This is a genomic window from Epilithonimonas lactis (assembly GCF_900110605.1).
In the GTDB taxonomy this organism is placed as follows: Bacteria; Bacteroidota; Bacteroidia; order Flavobacteriales; family Weeksellaceae; genus Epilithonimonas; species Epilithonimonas lactis.
Genome location: NZ_FOFI01000001.1, coordinates 420,802 through 437,573, shown reverse-complemented (window position 1 = coordinate 437,573; position 16,772 = coordinate 420,802). Strand labels below are relative to the sequence as shown.

Genomic DNA, 16,772 nt, shown 5'->3' with positions numbered 1-16,772 from the left:
AATAAAGCCAATTGACAGAATTTTTAAATATTAAACACCTTTATTTTAATACAATTTTCTGTTGATGACGCGATCCATATAATCCTGATACCACGCCTTTGTTTTCAGGATACCAAGTTTTTGTTCTGGATTAAGGTTTTTGCTGAAGAGATTTTTGGATAAGGCAAGATCTGTTTTGTGATAGATTCCCGTCACGTCTTTTCCATCAAAAATGTAAACGTAGTTTCCAATTACAATTTGCTCATTGATGGAATCGGAATGGATGATCATATGATCTTCATTCTTATCGGAAACCAAACTCCTTCCCCAACTTCTGATTTTTTTGTTATAACCAAGCAGGTCGGCCAAAGTTGGATAAATGTCGATTTGTTGGGCGAAACGGTCATCAATTCCTTTCAAATTATATTTTGGATTTGGAGAAAAAAACAAAAGTGGAATAGCAAATCTATTCATCGCTTTTTGATATTCCTCATAATGGATTTGATTGGTGTGGTCCGCAGTTATCACAAAGATTGTATTCTGATACCAAGGTTGTCTGCTCGCCGTTTCGAAGAATTTCTTCAACGCATAATCTGTGTATTGAATTGGAGCGTGGATCTGCAATGGTCCAGATTTGAATTTATTCTGATATTTCTCCGGAACTTTAAATGGGTCGTGAGACGAAGCCGAAAACATTGTGGACATAAAAGGTTGCTTTTTCCCAATGTTCTTAGCAAAATATTGAAAAAATGGTTCGTCCCAAATCGCCCACATTCCGTCGAAGTCCTTGTCATTATTGTATTCATTTTTCCCGAAATAATTTTTGAAACCCAAAATATTCCCAAAACCTTGGAAACCCATTGAGCCATTTGGTGCGCCGTGGTAAAAACTCGTGTCATAACCCAAATCATTACAAACCGAAACAATCGATTGGATTTTTTGATTGGAATACGGTGAACTCGTAAAAGCATCGGTCAAACTCGGAATTCCTGCCAGAACCGAACTCATTCCGTGGATGGATTGTCTTCCGTTCGCAAACGCATTGGTGAAAATCAAACTTTCATTTGCCAAGCTGTCGAGAAATGGCGTGTAGGAAACAAAATCTTTGATTTTTGTATCTTTATTGAACGCTCCAGAATATTCTTTCCCGAAACTTTCCATAATGAAAATGACAACGTTTGGTTTCTTCTCAACTTCCCTTTCATATAATTTATAAGGTTTGATTTCTTTCTCAATGAATTTCTCATCAACAAATTTGACGAGCTTGAAGTTGTTGGTATTAATGGTTCTAAAAAAAGAGAAAACGCTGTTCAAAACAAGATTTCCCTGCAAAGGATTGCTGACGTGTTTGTTGGCATCAACCAGATTAATTGGTCTTGTGGAATGTTTGAAATCACCACGAATTCCGCCAACCACTAAAAGTGCTATTACACACAAAATCGCAACAGATGAGGCAAAATATTTGATTAAATTTTTAGGTTTCTCCTCTTCCACTTTCATTTTTTTGTAAAGTAAAATCCAGAAGAGCATCATTAAAATAAAGGAAACAATCACAAAAGGATTGTGCAAAACCGCATTGAAAAAGACTTTTCCAATATTACTTTCGTTCTTCGCTACAGAAAAAACAGCAGAAGTCAATCGCGCTTGGCTGAATCGATAATAAATCATATCGCCAAAGTTGAAAGCGTAAGTAAATCCATTTGTTATGAAGTACCAGAAAAAGAGAAATTTCTGATAATTCTTTTTTGTATTAATGACAATCGGGATGATGCTTAACAGAATGAAAACCGAATTCACATAAAGAATCGCAGTTGTGTCAAACGCAGTCCCGTAATAAGATAGCTTGAAATATTCCGAAATGCCATCGACCTTCACCAATTCCTGATTGAAAAACCAAAACAGGAATCTCGCCATTTGATAAAAGAAAAACACCAAAAAAAGTCTGTAAACCAAGGCCAAAACTTCCTGCCCTCTAAAATTCTTCATTTTGCAAAATTACGAAAAGTGGGAAGTCAGATGATGGAAGATGGAAGTTTTTCCACACACCTGAAAAACTTCCATCTTCCAACCTCCATCCTCCAACTATTTTCCTATTTTTGTGATATGAATTTCATCAAAAACAACCTTGCCAACGCATTTACTTTAGGGAATCTTTTCTCGGGTTGCGTTGGGATTGTTCACCTTATTTCGGGCGATTATCAAACAACTGCGATTTGCATTATTATCTCATTGGTTCTCGATTTTTTCGATGGTTTTATTGCAAGAGCACTGAATTCCAGCAGTAATCTGGGCGGACAATTGGATTCTTTGGCAGATATGGTAAGTTTTGGATTTTTGCCTGGGATTACAATGTTTGTTGTATTGGAACACTTGACGCTTTCTGGTCTTCCCGAATTTATACCGTGGATAAAATATTTAGGTTTCATTATCACACTTTTCTCTTGTCTTAGATTGGCGATTTTTAATTTGGATGATGACCAAAAATATTACTTCAAAGGTTTGAATACGCCAAGCAACACGATTTTGATTTTCGGATTATTTTATGCTTTCAAAGAAACTGGCGCTTTCAGTTTCCTATTTGAAAATGAAATTTATCTATTGATTTTAACCGTTGTTTCTTCTTGGCTCCTAATCAGTCCAATCAAGATGATTGCGATGAAATTTAAATCAAAACAATTAAAAGATAATTATCCAAAACTGGCTTTGCTGATTGGCGGAATTTTGATTTTACTAATTTTCAAAACAGTCGGAATTCCTTTAGTCATCATCTATTACATTTTGATTTCATTGATATTTCAAAAACAATTGAAGTAGTCAAAAGTTGGTGGCTGGAAGATAGAGGCTGGAAGATTTTAAAATCATAACATTATAAAAATATTTCTCGCAGATTAAGCAAATTTTGCAGATTTATTTTAGAAAAATCTGCTTAATCAGGCAAATCTGCGAGAACAAAAAATTCATCAATAATCATTCATCAACAATCATTTATAAATAATGAACTTAAAACTATATAAACCACTTTGCGTTTTCGATTTGGAAACGACGGGAACCAACGTTGGAAAAGACAGAATCGTGGAAATTTGCATCCTGAAAGTAAATCCGGACGCATCTCGAGAAAGTAAAACCTGGAAAGTAAATCCAGAAATGCCAATCCCAAAAGAATCTTCCGCCATCCACGGAATCTACGACGAGGACGTTGTGAACGCACCAACTTTCAAAGACATTGCATCGAAAATTCTGGAAATGATTTCCGGCGCTGATTTGGGCGGTTTCAATTCCAACCGTTTTGATGTGCCACTTTTGGCAGAAGAGCTTTTGCGTGCTGGTTTGGACTTCGATTTGAGCAAATTCAAATTGGTGGATGCGCAAACCATTTATCACAAAATGGAACCACGTAATCTTTCCGCCGCGTACAATTTTTATTGTCAAAAAACTTTGGAGAATGCGCATTCTGCGGAAGCCGATGTTTTGGCGACTTTCGAAGTTTTGGATGCGCAAGTTGGTCATTACGCAGACTTACCAAAAGAAGTTGCTGGCCTGAGTGAATTCTCTTTCCACAGCAAGTTTGCGGATCTGGCTGGAATGATTCATTTTAATGACAAAGACCAGGAGATTTTTGCTTTTGGGAAATATAAAGGACAAGTTGTAAAGGACGTTTTCCAAAAAGATATTGGCTATTATGGATGGCTTCAAAGCGCTGATTTTCCGCTTTATACTAAGAAAATATTTACAAAAATCCAGCTGAAATCCAGGTTTTAATTAAATTACCATGGTGAAAATCGAATAGCGTAAGAATTTGGAATTAAAGATTGTTACATTGTTATACTGATAAATTGTTACATTAATATTATGAAAATAATCTGCGTAGGAAGAAATTACGGCGAGCACGCCAAAGAATTGGGAAATGACATTCCTGAAGATCCAGTGATCTTTATGAAACCTGACACCGCCATCTTGAAAAAAGGTTCGGATTTCTACATTCCTGAATTTTCTGATGACATCCATTATGAATTGGAAGTGGTTTTGAAAATCTCAAAAGGTGGAAAATATATTCAAAAAGAAAATGCAGGAAATCATTATGAAGAAATCGGGTTGGGAATTGATTTTACCGCAAGAGATTTACAAACAAAACTAAAGAACAAAGGTTTGCCTTGGGAATTGGCGAAAGGTTTTGATGGTTCGGCGGTGGTTTCAGATTTTGTTTCGAAAGACAATTTTGATTTGACAAATCTTGGATTTTCATTGACCAAGAACAATGAGAAAGTTCAAGACGGAAACACGAGTGAAATGATTTTCAGTCCCGAGGATATCATTGCTTTTGCTTCTCAATATTTCACTTTGAGAGTTGGCGATCTGATCTTCACGGGAACGCCAAAAGGTGTTGGGAAAGTTTCTGAGAATGATCTGCTTGAAGCTTATTTGGAAGATAAAAAATTGTTCAGTTTAAAGATTCAATAGTCAGAATTAGTTGATGGTTGTTGGTTGATAGTTGACGGTTATCAGTTAAATTCTTTTTATAATGGCTAAATTTTTGTACTTTGTAGCTTATAACCTTAGATTATGAAAAAAATTATTTTACCTGTAGATTTTTCCGACAGCTCAAATAAATTGGTAGATTATGCCATCAATTTTGCGAAAGAAGTCAATGCCGAAATCCAATTGATTCACGTTGCGGCGACAGATATTGGTTTTGTGATCGGTGATATGGGATTCCAATATTTTCCTGAAGTTGAAGAAAATGAGATCAAATACGAATTGAAAGAGCTTAATAAAATTCAGGAAAGAGTGGTTGCACAAGGCGTCACTTGTAATCACATCCTAAAACAAGGCATCGCTGGCGACACGATTTTGGAATTTGCAGATGAACAAAATGGAGATTACATCGTGGTAGGTTCGCACGGCAGAAGCGGTGTTTATGATGTTTTCATCGGAAGTCTGACGAAAGAGATCACTAAAAAGTCAAAGATTCCTGTTCTGGTTGTTCCTTGTCATGATGAAGAATAATTTCTTAAGAAATAAGAACCAAGATATTAAAATAAAAGAACCCGTCTCGTTGCAAAAACAAGACGGGTTTTTTATTATATAATCAATTTATTTAACCTTCGTTTTTATAAATTTTTGGGTCGTAATATGGATTTTTACCTTCTGTTGGAGAGAAGTAATCTTTGTCCTTTTGAGCCCCCAAAGTCACTACCAAAATATAACACCAGTAGCAGAAAAATCCTGTTGCTACAAGAAACAGCACCCAGTTCAGAACGTTACCAAAAAGATTATAGAATCCGAAAGACCATTTGAAAGCTGCACTTAATGCTAACCAGAAAGATGTCATATTTTTCTTTTTTTAAATTAACTTTGCACAAATTTATAAAAAATGTTTCGATTACTTTCAAAAGAAAGCAATATTTTTTCTGTTCCAGCCTACATTGGCGCTTTGTTTCTGATATTCCTATCACTTAACTTATTAGATTTCAAAAACATAACCCTTATTCCGACTTTAATTACATTCACCGGGATCAGTTTGGGATATTTTTTATTCAATGCGATCGCATTAAACCAATTTTCCCATCTTCCATTATTTCTTTACACGGTTTTTGTGGTTGCTTTTTACGATGGAACCATCAATCTGGGTTTGGCCTGTACTTTCTTGATGAGCTCCATTTTATTATTGATCTTGACGAGTCAAAATGACCAATTGAGGAAAAGTTCATATATGCTTGTAGGTGCAATTCTGGCTTTTACATTTCTCGTTTTCCCGCCCAGTTGGCCAATGGCTGTGTTCGTCATCTTCCATATCATCGGAACTTCCGGACGAATTGGTCTTAACATGTTTCGACTTTTATTTGGGGCCATTTTGATTGTCTTGAGTTATTTTGGTGTGATGTACTTGATACATTTTACCACATGGGACCGTTCTTATCTACCATTTTCAGCTTCATTTGAAATGTTGAGATCTTACTATCCTTTATATATTTTGATCCCGATTGCCTTGATGATCATCTACTCGCTTTCCGATCACTTCAAACATTATAATGAGAAAAGTCCTATCAGCAGATACAAATATACTTTTGTCCTGGTTTTTTCGCTTGCGCAATTGATCACGATCATTTTCTATATGGGCTATGATTACGAATATCTTTTGCTACTTGCTTTGCCTGTAAGCATTATTATCAGCCGAATGTTGCGTTTCCTTCCAAAATACTGGATGCAGGAATTGGGACTTTGGATCGTTGTTTTTTGCTTGGCAGCATTTAAAATCGCTAATTTTGCACAATATTAAATAATTGATGAAGAATGATCCAGATAGATGATAAACTGATTTCCGAAGATATATTTGCAGAGAGCTTTGTCTGCAACCTTACCAAATGCAAAGGCGCTTGTTGCGTAGACGGCGACACTGGCGCACCACTCGACAAAGACGAATTGCCAATTCTTGAGGAAATTTTCCCGAAAATAAAATCTTACCTCAGATCAGAAGGCGTGAAAGCCATCGAGGAACAAGGAACTTGGGTTATAGATCCTTATGACGGCGGTTACGTGACGACATTGGTTAACGGAAGCGAATGTGCTTACGTTATTTTTGATGAGAAAGGCACAACGAAATGTGGTATCGAAAAAGCTTACGAAGACGGCGTTGTTGATTGGAAAAAACCAATTTCGTGTCACCTTTATCCAATAAGAGTGAATGATTATAAAACCTTCATCGCGCTAAACTATCACGAGTGGGAAATTTGTAATGATGCCTGTACTTTGGGGAAAGAATTACAAGTGAGGATCTATCAATTCCTAAAAGAGCCGCTCATCCGCAAATACGGCGAAGAATTTTACAAAACCCTTTGCGACGCCGCAGAAGAATGGGAAAAAGAATATAATTCTTAATCAGACAGGAAATCTTAAGATAGGAGATTAGAGACAAAAAAAAGGAATCCAATTTGGACTCCTTTTTTATTTAGTGGCATTTGTACATTGTACAAAATACATTTTTCCTTTTACAATTTAAACTCGTCATCAGAGATCGGTTGGTTGATCTTGATATCAGAATTTTTGACACTGATCTGCTGTCCTGCTGCATCTACAGACATTTCTTCCACGAATTTGATTCCGTCCACGTCGGTATATTTGTTGATGGTCATATTGCCTTTGTCATTTTCAGTCTTGAAAAGCAATCCAGTTTTCACATCGAAGTAAGATTTGGAATCGTCTGAAGAAAGCAAATAATAATCTTTTCCGTCAATCTGAGTTTTCTCAACAGTTTTGATTTTCGCAGGATCCAATCCTAATGCATCCATTATTTTAGCTGTCTTTAGTTTTGATATCTGGTCTGCAGGAAGATCCATTTTCTGACCCATTTGAGATGCATAACCTTTCTCGCCATCAAAAACCTGAACCATCTCCTGTCCCATCATAGACTGTGTGGATTTGAACTTGTTATCTTTCTTCAAGGTCTTTCCTTCCATTTCCATTCCCATCACGCTGATGGTATTTTTCATAGAAAGTGTTTTTACAGCTTCCAATTTTTGTTTTCCACCAAGAACAGTCACGTAGTTATCAATGATTTGTTTTGCTGTTGGCAACGCTTGTGCAGACATCGTTACCACCATCATAACCGATAATGCGAATGTCAAAATGATTCGTTTCATATTTTTTTAAATTTTTTCCTGAATAAAATTAGTCAAATTTCTAAGATCAAATATTCCTTTCGTGAAATATTGTCTTTTATTTAGTTATCAATTATAGTAAAATGTTACAAAAAAAGACCTCAAATTTTGAAGTCTTTCTGAACTAATTCTATTTCTTGATATCCGCCTTCACGTCTTTATAAGTGTCGCTTACGGCGTCAGCACCTTTTACTGCCGTTTTCTCTACGGCTTTAGCACCTTTTTTTGCTGTTTTGCCTGTCCATTTTGCGCCTTTCTTCACACCTTTTTTAGTTGCTTTGGCGCCTTTTTTGGTTTTATCGCCAACCCATTCTGCGCCATCTTTCACGCCTTCACCAGTTGCTTTTGCACCTTTTTCAACTGCCGTTCCTACAGCTTTCGCATCCTTTTTCACTTCCTGTTTTACAGTTTGGGCATTCATTGCAACTGCTACAAATAGAAATGCGGCTGCTGATAAGATTCTCTTTTTCATCTTTTTATATTTTAAATTAATATGATATTCTAAGCACAAAGTAAGCCAAAAAAATTAATCAATATTTTAAATTTTAAAAATAAATTCATCTTGTTCTTTTTCAAAAGGGAAATATAATATTTTTGCAAAACTTATGGCAAAGGCAAACCAATCTACGAAGCGGAAAATCCATCAGAAAAGAAAAAATGTTTTTGTCAAAAAGCGTTGGATTCTTCTGTTGATTCTTTTGGTGTCTCTGCTCGGTACAGGTTTTTATCTAAGGCAAAAAATAAATTATTACTTCTCCTACTATTTAGGAAAACACTTCGAACACAAGAATCTTACGAACTCGGAAAAGGAATCAGCGAGAATTGATAAAATCGTTGGTCTCTATTCCAATCAGACTTTTGGGTTCGACATTTCTCATTATCAAAGAAAAGAAGATATCCAGTGGGATAGTTTAAGCATAGGAAATAGAACTATTCCTTTAAAATTCGTTGTTTTGAGAGCAAGTATGGGCAATCGAAAATTGGATAAGAACTTTGACCATTTTTGGGAAACGGCAAAACACCACGGTCTCATCCGAGGTGCTTACCACTTTTATCGTCCTGATGAAGACCCGATAATGCAGGCAAATTCTTTTCTTTCTGTTGCAAAATTGGAATCTGGCGATTTGCCTCCAATTCTTGACATCGAAAAAAATCCAAGAAAGAAATCAAAAGAACAATTGGTTTCTGACCTCAAGGTCTGGATTAAAATAATGGAAGAAACATACGGTGAGAAACCCATCATCTACACCTACTACCATTATTACAAAGATTATCTGAAAGGTGAATTCGATGATTATCCGCTTTGGCTGGCGAATTACAACGATGTCCCGACGCCTTCACCAGATGATGAATTTCAGTTCTGGCAATTTTCAGAAAACGGGATTGTTTACGGGATTAATTCCAAAGTCGATTTGGATATTTACAATGGAAATCTTTGGAGTTTGAAAATGATGACGATTGATTGATTTTTGATAAATTATCAATATTAATTCAATAATATTTTCTTGTATCTTTGTGTTAATAGAATAGAAATGGAAACAATCAAGCTAAAAATAAACAAGCGCACAAGTTACGGGAAAGCACTTTTGGAATTGATAAAAATTGGAATCGATGAAAAAAAAGGTGTGGAAATAGTTGATGAAAACGAACCCAATTCGGCGACCATCAAAGCTATTGAAGATGTTGAAAAAGGTAAAACCTTCAAAGTGAAAAACTCCAAAGATTTATTCAAAGAATTGGGGATATGAGTTACGAAATCGAGTATACTGGCAAAATAAAAAAGGACATTAAGTTAGCTCAGAAACGAGGACTTAACCTGGAATTATTCAAAGAGGTTGTCATATTACTCGAAAAAAATGGGAAACTTCCAAGCAGCTATAAACCTCATACTTTAAAAGGAAATTTCAAAGGTTATTGGGAATGTCATATCCAACCAGATTGGCTTTTGATTTGGAAACAAGACGAAGAAATTAAACTGGTTTCTCTCACCAGAACTGGCACACATTCCGATTTATTCAAATAAGCTTTACTTCTTCAAAAACTCAGTCACATCTTTGTTCAACTCTTCCGCTCTTTCTATCGGAACGCCGTGTGAAGCACCTTTGTAGATTTTCAATTTGGAATTAGGAATTTCTTTGGCGATGTATTCTGTATGCGAACGCAAAATCAAATCATTTTCTCCTGCTAAAACAAAGACTTTCGCTTTGATCTCGTTGAGTTGTTCCGTGGTGATTTTTGGTTCGTCAATCATCAATTGAAGCAGGCGAATCTCACGTTCAGGTTTGTTTTCAGCTTTCATTTTCGCGGCGTCCTTTTTCATATTTTCGACTTCACTTTCTCCTACGCCATTCGGGAAAACGTTGGCGCCACTTGTGATGATTTTATTGATTTTTTTTGGATATTTGATTGCAAATTCAATCGCCGTATTTCCGCCGTCGCTCCAGCCGAGAATATTGATTTTCTTTAATTTCAATTCATCCGCCAAAGCTTTTACATCATCCGCAAACTTAATGTACGTCAAAGGTTCAGTCGAAGTATCCGTACTTTTTCCCTGAGCACGCGTGTCCATCGCAATGATTTTGAAATATTTGGAAAGCTCCGGAATTTCTTTCGTAAAAGCGTCGATACTTCCACCATTTCCGTGAAGCAAAAATAATGGTTCGCCTTCTCCGTAAATTTCGTAATAGATATCGGCATCTTTCAAATGAAGTACTTTTCCAACTTTTTTATTTTTACCAAAATCTGAAACTTGGGCAATACCGAAAATGCAACTGCATAACAAGACTAAAAACAGTATATTTTTCATTGGATTTGATTAATGGTCAAATGTAGAAATAAATCAAACTACTTTTTCACTTTCACATCAATGTTGATAGCTGGCGCTGCCATTCCGATTTTTTCCCAATTGCCATAGAACGAACGGTAATATCCCGACCTGAAAAGCGCACCGCTCAAAGCCACTTTCCCATCTGACTGTCCAATAAACTGAATCCCGACGAAGAATTTGCCTTGAAGCCAGATTTTTTCACCACTCACATCCACAGAAAAAGTAGAATTATCCAATTTGTCTTTATTAATCGTGGCGATGATGTCTTTATTCAAAATCAGATTGTTTGGTTTGCCATCTTTCTCATCATAAATCGTGTAACGAACTTTGATGGGCGTCGTAGCTTCGAATCTGGAAAAATTGATATTGATTTTGGTGATTTTCAGTTTTTTGCTGGAACTGAATTCCACCGCTGTTTCTTCTACAACCGAATTTCCTTTTTCCATATTCGGCGTAAACATCACAGATTTCGATTTGCTGTTCACGCCCATATTTTTGTCTTTGTAATTATTGGGAACGATTACAACTTCCTGAATATTGGTGACTTTTTCGTACAAATAAATAGTGTGAGGATTCTGTTTTGCAAAATCTTCCACAGAACTTCGGAACTGTTTGTAGCCTGGAACATCGACCATCAATTCTTTGTCTTTCGAAACATTGTCCAATTGAATTTGGAATTTCCCATTTTCATCAGCCTGAATTCCAGAACCATCGTTCATAATCCCAATTTTAGCGTAAGGAATTGGTGTGTTATCTTCTTTTGAAAGGACAATTCCGGAAATGGTTTGTGCGTGAAAAGCGGCAAATGCGAAGATGGCAAACAGAAAGTTGAGTTTTTTCATAGAGTTTAATTTGATTGCAAACATCTGAAATTTCCCATTTCTATTATCTCAAGAAAAGGTTAAATGCGTTTTGGTTTTCGTTAAATTTTTCTAAAGATGTCAATGAAACGTAGAATCTTCGCAGCCCGGCTTGAACGGAAATCCTTTTTGCGAGGGGAAAAGCGCTGGCAAAAAGATTGGGAGTGGAAGACGGATAAAGCTGCCCAAATAATTATGATTATCTGAATTTTAAAATTTCATTTTCGTACTTTCGCAGCTGGAAAAACTTCCAGCATTTAACCTCCATCATCCAACCCAAAATGAATTACGTTTCTGCAGAAAATCTTAGCAAATCTTACGGCGTCAAAGTTCTGTTCAAAAATATTACCTTCCACGTAAACGAAGGCGACAAAATTGCCATCGTTGCCAAAAATGGAAGCGGAAAATCCACACTTCTGAAAATCCTGATGGGAAAAGAAATTGCGGACGGTGGTGAAGTGGTAATTAACAAAGACATCCAAGTCGTTTTGTTTGACCAGGAAATTGATTTTGACCCGAAATTGTCTGTCGAGGAATTTATGATGACTTTGGATTCTGCACCTATTTTGGCTTTAAAAAAATATCACCACGCTTTGACCTCGGAAAATCCGGATGATATGGAAACGGCTTTGGCTGAGATGGAAATCCATAAGGCTTGGGATTTGGAAAATGAGATGGAACAGATTCTTTCTCAACTTAAAATTACCGATTTGTCGGCGAAAATGGGAACGCTTTCTGGTGGACAAATCAAGAGAATTGCATTGGCAAAACTTTTGACAGAAACCAGAGCGGAACATCGCCACACGTTATTAATTATGGATGAGCCGACCAACCACTTGGACGTGGAAATGGTAGAATGGCTGGAAAATTATTTGAGTAAGGCGAAAATCACCTTGCTTTTGGTGACGCACGACCGTTATTTCTTGGATGCCGTTTGTGACAAGATTTGGGAAATGGAAGACGGAAATCTCTATCTCCACAACGGAAGTTACGCGACTTACCTTGAGAATAAAATGATTCGTGAGGACAATTTGAATTCGACGATTGATAAGGCCAACAACCTTTACAGAAAGGAATTAGAATGGATGCGAAGACAGCCTAAAGCGAGAACCACGAAATCAAAATCGCGTCAAGATGACTTCTACGAAACTGAAAAAATAGCGAAAACCGACACGAGAAAAGAAACTTTGGCGTTGGATTTCGAAATGAAAAGATTGGGGAACAAAATCCTTGAACTTCGAGACATCAATAAAAGTTATGGTGAGAAAGTGTTGTTCAAAGATTTTTCTTATCAATTTCAACGAGGTGAAAAAGTGGGAATCGTTGGGAAAAACGGTGCTGGAAAATCGACTTTATTAAATATCATCCAAGGTTTTGAACCGAAAGATTCAGGTGAAATTGAAACCGGAGAAACAATTAAGTTCGGATATTTTGCGCAGAAAGGTTTGACCTATAAAGAAGATGAACGCGTTATTGATTTCATCAAAGAAATTGGGGAGAATTTCCCATTGGCCAATGGAAAAACAATTTCTGCTTCTCAGTTTTTGAGATTATTCTTGTTTGATGACCAAACGCAATACTCACCGATTTCGAAACTTTCGGGAGGAGAAAAACGCAGATTGCACTTGATGTACATTCTTTATCAGAATCCAAATTTCTTGATTTTTGATGAACCTACGAATGATTTGGATTTACCGACTTTGACGGTTTTGGAAAACTTCCTTCAGAATTTTCAGGGAAGTTTGATTATCGTTTCTCACGACCGATATTTTATGGACAGAATTGTGGACCACGTTCTAGCTTTTGAAGGTGACGGAAAAATAAAAGAGTTTGTTGGGAATTTCTCTGAGTACAGAGAGAACCTGAAGAACGAAGAGAAAAGTCCTAAAGTAGAAAAGACGGAAGTCGGAAGTCAGAAGTCGGAAGAAAAATCGACTGTGCAAGTTGTGGCAAATCCTCAACCAACAAACAACCAACAACCAAAGAAGAAATTATCTTTCAAAGAGCAACACGAGTTGGAAACAATCGAAAAGGAAATGCCGAAATTGGAAGAGCAACGAAGCAAAATACTCGACGAATTGAACAACGAAACTGATTACGAAAAGATTGCAAAATTCTCAGCGGAATTGGAAAGCCTCTCTAAAAAATTAGAGAATTTCGAATTGCGTTGGTTGGAATTGCAGGATTAAATCAAATAAAAATTCTATGGATAAGATAAAGGATACGAGAAGTTTTATGAGAATCGTTCACAGATATCTTGGATATTTGATGGCGGGAATTATGGCTGTCTACGCCATCAGCGGAGTGATTCTCGTTTACCGTGATACGGATTTTTTGAAGAGAGAAAATCATTACGAGAAGGTCTTTGAGAAAAATCTGACCGAAAAACAGGTTGGTGAAGAGACGAAAATCAAGAACTTTGAAGTGACCAAAAGGGAGAACGGCGTCTTTTATTTTAAAGAAGGCACTTATAATTCTACAACAGGAAAAGCGGACTATACGAAGAAAGAATTGCCTTTTGTTTGGGATAAAATGACGAAACTTCACAAGGCAAAATCTGAGAATGCACTTTCTCCGCTGAACACATTTTTCGGCATCTGTCTATTGTTCTTTGTGATTTCCAGTTTCTGGATGTTCCCACCTAAATCCAAGGTCTTCAAACGTGGAATGGTTTTCACAGCGCTAGGAATTGTGATTGCTTTGCTGTTGACGTTTTTATAAATTTAGCTTCTTATTTGCGTCAGCTGCAAAAGGGATGGAAGTGGATATCCTTTTTCTTGGGCAGGCAAAAGCTGAGGCAAGAAAAAGATAGTAACGGACAGCCCGACCCGAGCGGTGGCCCTTCGAGAGCCTCAGGATGACAAGCGTGGGCGAGGGATTTGCCCTAAATTTTCTATATGATGTGGAAAGTTTTGAGTAAAACATTCAAGCTCCAGATGATGACGATGGCGCCGACGCCTATGAACATTGCTTTCAAAGGTAATTTACCCGCTAATCTTGCGGCAATAGGCGCAGCTAAAACACCACCCAAAATCAATCCTGCAATGAGTTGCCAATGGCTGATTCCGATGACGGAAAAGAAGGTCAACGCACTGGCGAAAGTGACGAAAAACTCGGTCAAGCTCACGGTTCCAATGACGTAGCGTGGCGTTTTTCCTTTCGAAATTAAAGTTGATGTTACCAATGGTCCCCAACCGCCTCCGCCGAAGGAATCCAGGAATCCGCCAGCTCCAGCTAACCAACCTACTCTTTTGGTTTTCTTTCTGATTTTATTTTTCTTGAAGGCATTCAGCAAAATTCTAATTCCGAGGATGAATGTATAAAGAGCGAGAATTGGTTTGATAATTCCTGCATATTTCTCTCCCAAATAAGATAACATTAATGCACCCAATATTGCGCCTAAAACGCCTGGAATCAGGATGTTTTTGAATAATTTCTTGTTGATATTCCCAAACTTATAATGACTGAAACCAGATGCGCCACTTGAGAACATCTCGGCGGTATGAATACTACTGCTGATTGCGGGCAGTGGAATTCCGATGTACAACAGAGCTGCAGTACAAGTCACGCCATAGCCCATCCCCAGGGCACCGTCAATCAATTGTGCTAAAAATCCGACGAGAAACAGCCAGAAAAAACGTTCGTCTGTATTGGCGTTCAAATATTGGTAAGCGACCTCCAAATCTTTGAAACCGATGTAAAAAGACAGGATATTTCCAATCAAAAGGATGACGAAAGCGAGGAAGAATACGGTGGCGGTTCTTCGCCATTTCTTCTCATTATTGATCGGGAAAATGGTTTTTTTCTCGTGCTGATCGTCGTCTGTCTGAAAGGTAAAGTCGCTTTCTGTCGGGTTGTTTGGTGCGAAATATAGATTCTTGTGTTCCCTTAATTTTGAGATGATGAGCTGATCTTGCGCTGGGTCTTCTGTTGCGACAATGAACAGATCTGCCATTTCCAAATATTCATCTTTGAAATCGTCATTGATGATCTTGATGGAAGTATTTTCCAGCAACAGGTTTTTGATATCGTCTGAAAGCCTTTTGGCCAGGACACTGATATCAGCCTCCGGAATATTCTGCATCATATCATTGAGCTGTTCCGACGCCAGTTTCCCACCTCCAACAATCAGGATCTTGTTGGTGGATGCGTTGATGAAAATTGGAAGTGAGATCTTTGTTTTCAAATTATCAGATTTAAATTATTGGATCAAACCTGCGCCAACGGTCACAAAACTCGTCTCATCGATGAAGATGATGCCACCGTTTGAAGGCAGATCTTTGTAGGCATCATAAGCAAATGGTTTTGCAGTCTTGAGTTTCAACTTTACGATCTCATTAAGAGAAACCTGCTCCACCTCGTGCTTTTCCAGCGTGTTGACATCTAATTTATATTCGATGTCTCTGATCACGGCTTTGGTTTGGGTCGTGTTGTTTTGAATCAGGTATTTCGAACCGATCTTCAATGGTTTTTCGCCCATCCAGCAGACCAGGATTTCCAATTCCTGTTCGAGCTTTGGCAAATCATCTGACTTGACAATCAGATTGCCTCGGCTGATATCGACATCCGTTTCCAAATGGAGGATCACACTTTGCGGTGCGAAGGCCTCTTCCACGTTTTTCTGATCTATTTCTATCGCAGAGATTTTACTTTCGGTTCCAGAAGGTAGGACTGTCACTTCGTCTCCAACTTTATAGATGCCGCTGGTAATCTTTCCGGCATAACCGCGGTAGTCGTGGTAGTCTTCTGACTGTGGGCGGATGACGTATTGGACAGGAAATCTGGCTTTATCAAGGTTGATCGTATTTTCCAATTCCACAGTCTCCAAATGGTCTAGCAAAGTTTTCCCTTCGTACCAAGATAATTTCTCGGATCTGTCCACAATATTGTCGCCGTCCAAAGCACTGATCGGAATATAGACCACATTGTTCAGCGACAGCTGCTCTGCGATTTTGGAATATTCCTCTTTGATATTATTGAAGATCTCTTCGGAATAGTTGACAAGATCTAATTTGTTGATCGCCACCACCACATTCGGGATGTTGAGGAGCGATGCGATGATGGAATGGCGTCTGGTCTGTTCTATGATCCCGTTTCTGGCATCAATTAGAATGATGATCAAAGCTGCATTGCTCGCGCCTGTGATCATATTTCTCGTGTACTGAACGTGACCTGGCGCATCTGCGATGATGAACTTTCGTTTTGGGGTAGAGAAATATTTGTAAGCCACATCGATGGTGATCCCTTGTTCGCGCTCCGCACGCAAACCATCTGTAAGCAAAGCCAGATCCAGTTCGCCATCATTTTTGAATTTGCTGGCACGTTCTACGGCTTCCAGCTGGTCGATGAGAATGTTTTTGCTATCGTATAATAATCTACCAATCAGTGTACTTTTTCCGTCGTCTACACTTCCGGCTGTTATAAATCTTAATATGTCCATTTTTCGTTGTC

Annotated in this window: 19 protein-coding genes; 11 read left to right on the top strand and 8 right to left on the bottom strand. The window is 37.7% G+C overall.

Features of this window, described 5'->3' with window-relative positions:
* Nucleotides 1–45 precede the first annotated feature (45 nt).
* On the bottom strand, nucleotides 46–1,965 hold the full coding sequence (locus tag BMW39_RS02090) for an LTA synthase family protein (RefSeq protein ID WP_034976826.1): 1,920 nt from the start codon (nucleotides 1,963–1,965) through the stop codon (nucleotides 46–48).
* A 117-nt stretch (nucleotides 1,966–2,082) separates the two neighbouring features.
* Between BMW39_RS02090 and BMW39_RS02085 the strand changes: the two genes are divergently transcribed.
* The 4 genes from BMW39_RS02085 (at nucleotide 2,083) to BMW39_RS02070 (ending at nucleotide 4,983) form a co-directional block, all read left to right on the top strand.
* On the top strand, nucleotides 2,083–2,793 hold the full coding sequence (locus BMW39_RS02085; RefSeq protein ID WP_034977872.1) for a CDP-alcohol phosphatidyltransferase family protein: 711 nt from the start codon (nucleotides 2,083–2,085) through the stop codon (nucleotides 2,791–2,793).
* A 180-nt stretch (nucleotides 2,794–2,973) separates the two neighbouring features.
* Nucleotides 2,974–3,738, top strand: a complete 765-nt coding sequence (locus BMW39_RS02080; protein ID WP_034976825.1) for a 3'-5' exonuclease — start codon at nucleotides 2,974–2,976, stop codon at nucleotides 3,736–3,738.
* A 90-nt stretch (nucleotides 3,739–3,828) separates the two neighbouring features.
* Nucleotides 3,829–4,437, top strand: coding sequence for a fumarylacetoacetate hydrolase family protein (locus tag BMW39_RS02075; protein WP_034976824.1), 609 nt, complete (start codon nucleotides 3,829–3,831; stop codon nucleotides 4,435–4,437).
* Between the two features lie 102 nt (nucleotides 4,438–4,539).
* The gene (locus BMW39_RS02070) at nucleotides 4,540–4,983 is read left to right on the top strand and encodes a universal stress protein (protein WP_034976823.1); all 444 of its coding nucleotides are present in this window, start codon (nucleotides 4,540–4,542) and stop codon (nucleotides 4,981–4,983) included.
* A gap of 91 nt (nucleotides 4,984–5,074) precedes the next feature.
* On the opposite strand, the gene BMW39_RS02065 is transcribed toward BMW39_RS02070, so the two are convergent.
* Nucleotides 5,075–5,308, bottom strand: coding sequence for a hypothetical protein (locus tag BMW39_RS02065; protein WP_034976822.1), 234 nt, complete (start codon nucleotides 5,306–5,308; stop codon nucleotides 5,075–5,077).
* Between the two features lie 42 nt (nucleotides 5,309–5,350).
* Here BMW39_RS02065 and BMW39_RS02060 point away from each other — a divergent pair, with 42 nt between their 5' ends.
* Nucleotides 5,351–6,256: a DUF6427 family protein gene (locus tag BMW39_RS02060; RefSeq protein ID WP_034976821.1), complete on the top strand. Its 906-nt coding sequence runs from the start codon at nucleotides 5,351–5,353 to the stop codon at nucleotides 6,254–6,256.
* A gap of 14 nt (nucleotides 6,257–6,270) precedes the next feature.
* A complete protein-coding gene (locus BMW39_RS02055) occupies nucleotides 6,271–6,855 on the top strand; it encodes a DUF3109 family protein (protein ID WP_034976819.1) in 585 nt (194 codons plus the stop codon).
* Between the two features lie 110 nt (nucleotides 6,856–6,965).
* Here the strand turns inward: BMW39_RS02055 and BMW39_RS02050 are convergent, their stop codons facing one another.
* Together BMW39_RS02050 and BMW39_RS02045 are read right to left on the bottom strand one after the other, a co-directional pair.
* Complete coding sequence (locus BMW39_RS02050) at nucleotides 6,966–7,616, bottom strand: LolA family protein (protein WP_034976817.1); 651 nt, start codon at nucleotides 7,614–7,616, stop codon at nucleotides 6,966–6,968.
* A 148-nt stretch (nucleotides 7,617–7,764) separates the two neighbouring features.
* Nucleotides 7,765–8,106: a hypothetical protein gene (locus tag BMW39_RS02045; protein ID WP_034976815.1), complete on the bottom strand. Its 342-nt coding sequence runs from the start codon at nucleotides 8,104–8,106 to the stop codon at nucleotides 7,765–7,767.
* Nucleotides 8,107–8,239: 133 nt separating this feature from the next.
* Between BMW39_RS02045 and BMW39_RS02040 the strand changes: the two genes are divergently transcribed.
* The 3 genes from BMW39_RS02040 to BMW39_RS02030 all read left to right on the top strand — a co-directional run bounded on the left by BMW39_RS02040 (nucleotide 8,240) and on the right by BMW39_RS02030 (nucleotide 9,657).
* Complete coding sequence (locus BMW39_RS02040; protein ID WP_083391867.1) at nucleotides 8,240–9,100, top strand: GH25 family lysozyme; 861 nt, start codon at nucleotides 8,240–8,242, stop codon at nucleotides 9,098–9,100.
* Between the two features lie 66 nt (nucleotides 9,101–9,166).
* The gene (locus tag BMW39_RS02035; RefSeq protein ID WP_034976813.1) at nucleotides 9,167–9,382 is read left to right on the top strand and encodes a hypothetical protein; all 216 of its coding nucleotides are present in this window, start codon (nucleotides 9,167–9,169) and stop codon (nucleotides 9,380–9,382) included.
* Nucleotides 9,379–9,657 (top strand): type II toxin-antitoxin system YafQ family toxin, encoded by a 279-nt coding sequence (locus tag BMW39_RS02030; protein WP_034976812.1) that lies wholly within the window; start codon nucleotides 9,379–9,381, stop codon nucleotides 9,655–9,657. Before BMW39_RS02035 ends, BMW39_RS02030 begins: the two co-directional genes overlap by 4 nt.
* Nucleotides 9,658–9,660: 3 nt before the next feature.
* Here the strand turns inward: BMW39_RS02030 and BMW39_RS02025 are convergent, their stop codons facing one another.
* Both BMW39_RS02025 and BMW39_RS02020 read right to left on the bottom strand, forming a co-directional pair.
* Entirely contained in the window at nucleotides 9,661–10,440 is a 780-nt protein-coding gene (locus BMW39_RS02025; protein ID WP_083391866.1) for an alpha/beta fold hydrolase, read from the bottom strand.
* Nucleotides 10,441–10,478: 38 nt separating this feature from the next.
* A complete protein-coding gene (locus BMW39_RS02020; protein WP_034976809.1) occupies nucleotides 10,479–11,303 on the bottom strand; it encodes a carboxypeptidase-like regulatory domain-containing protein in 825 nt (274 codons plus the stop codon).
* Between the two features lie 299 nt (nucleotides 11,304–11,602).
* Here BMW39_RS02020 and BMW39_RS02015 point away from each other — a divergent pair, with 299 nt between their 5' ends.
* Nucleotides 11,603–13,510: an ABC-F family ATP-binding cassette domain-containing protein gene (locus tag BMW39_RS02015; RefSeq protein ID WP_034976808.1), complete on the top strand. Its 1,908-nt coding sequence runs from the start codon at nucleotides 11,603–11,605 to the stop codon at nucleotides 13,508–13,510.
* Between the two features lie 16 nt (nucleotides 13,511–13,526).
* On the top strand, nucleotides 13,527–14,042 hold the full coding sequence (locus BMW39_RS02010; protein WP_034976806.1) for a PepSY domain-containing protein: 516 nt from the start codon (nucleotides 13,527–13,529) through the stop codon (nucleotides 14,040–14,042).
* Between the two features lie 172 nt (nucleotides 14,043–14,214).
* Here BMW39_RS02010 and BMW39_RS02005 read toward each other — a convergent pair whose 3' ends face one another.
* Nucleotides 14,215–15,507, bottom strand: a complete 1,293-nt coding sequence (locus tag BMW39_RS02005) for a TSUP family transporter (protein ID WP_083391864.1) — start codon at nucleotides 15,505–15,507, stop codon at nucleotides 14,215–14,217.
* 15 nt (nucleotides 15,508–15,522) lie between these two features.
* Nucleotides 15,523–16,761, bottom strand: coding sequence for a sulfate adenylyltransferase subunit 1 (locus BMW39_RS01995; RefSeq protein ID WP_034976804.1), 1,239 nt, complete (start codon nucleotides 16,759–16,761; stop codon nucleotides 15,523–15,525).
* Between the last annotated feature and the right edge of the window lie 11 nt (nucleotides 16,762–16,772).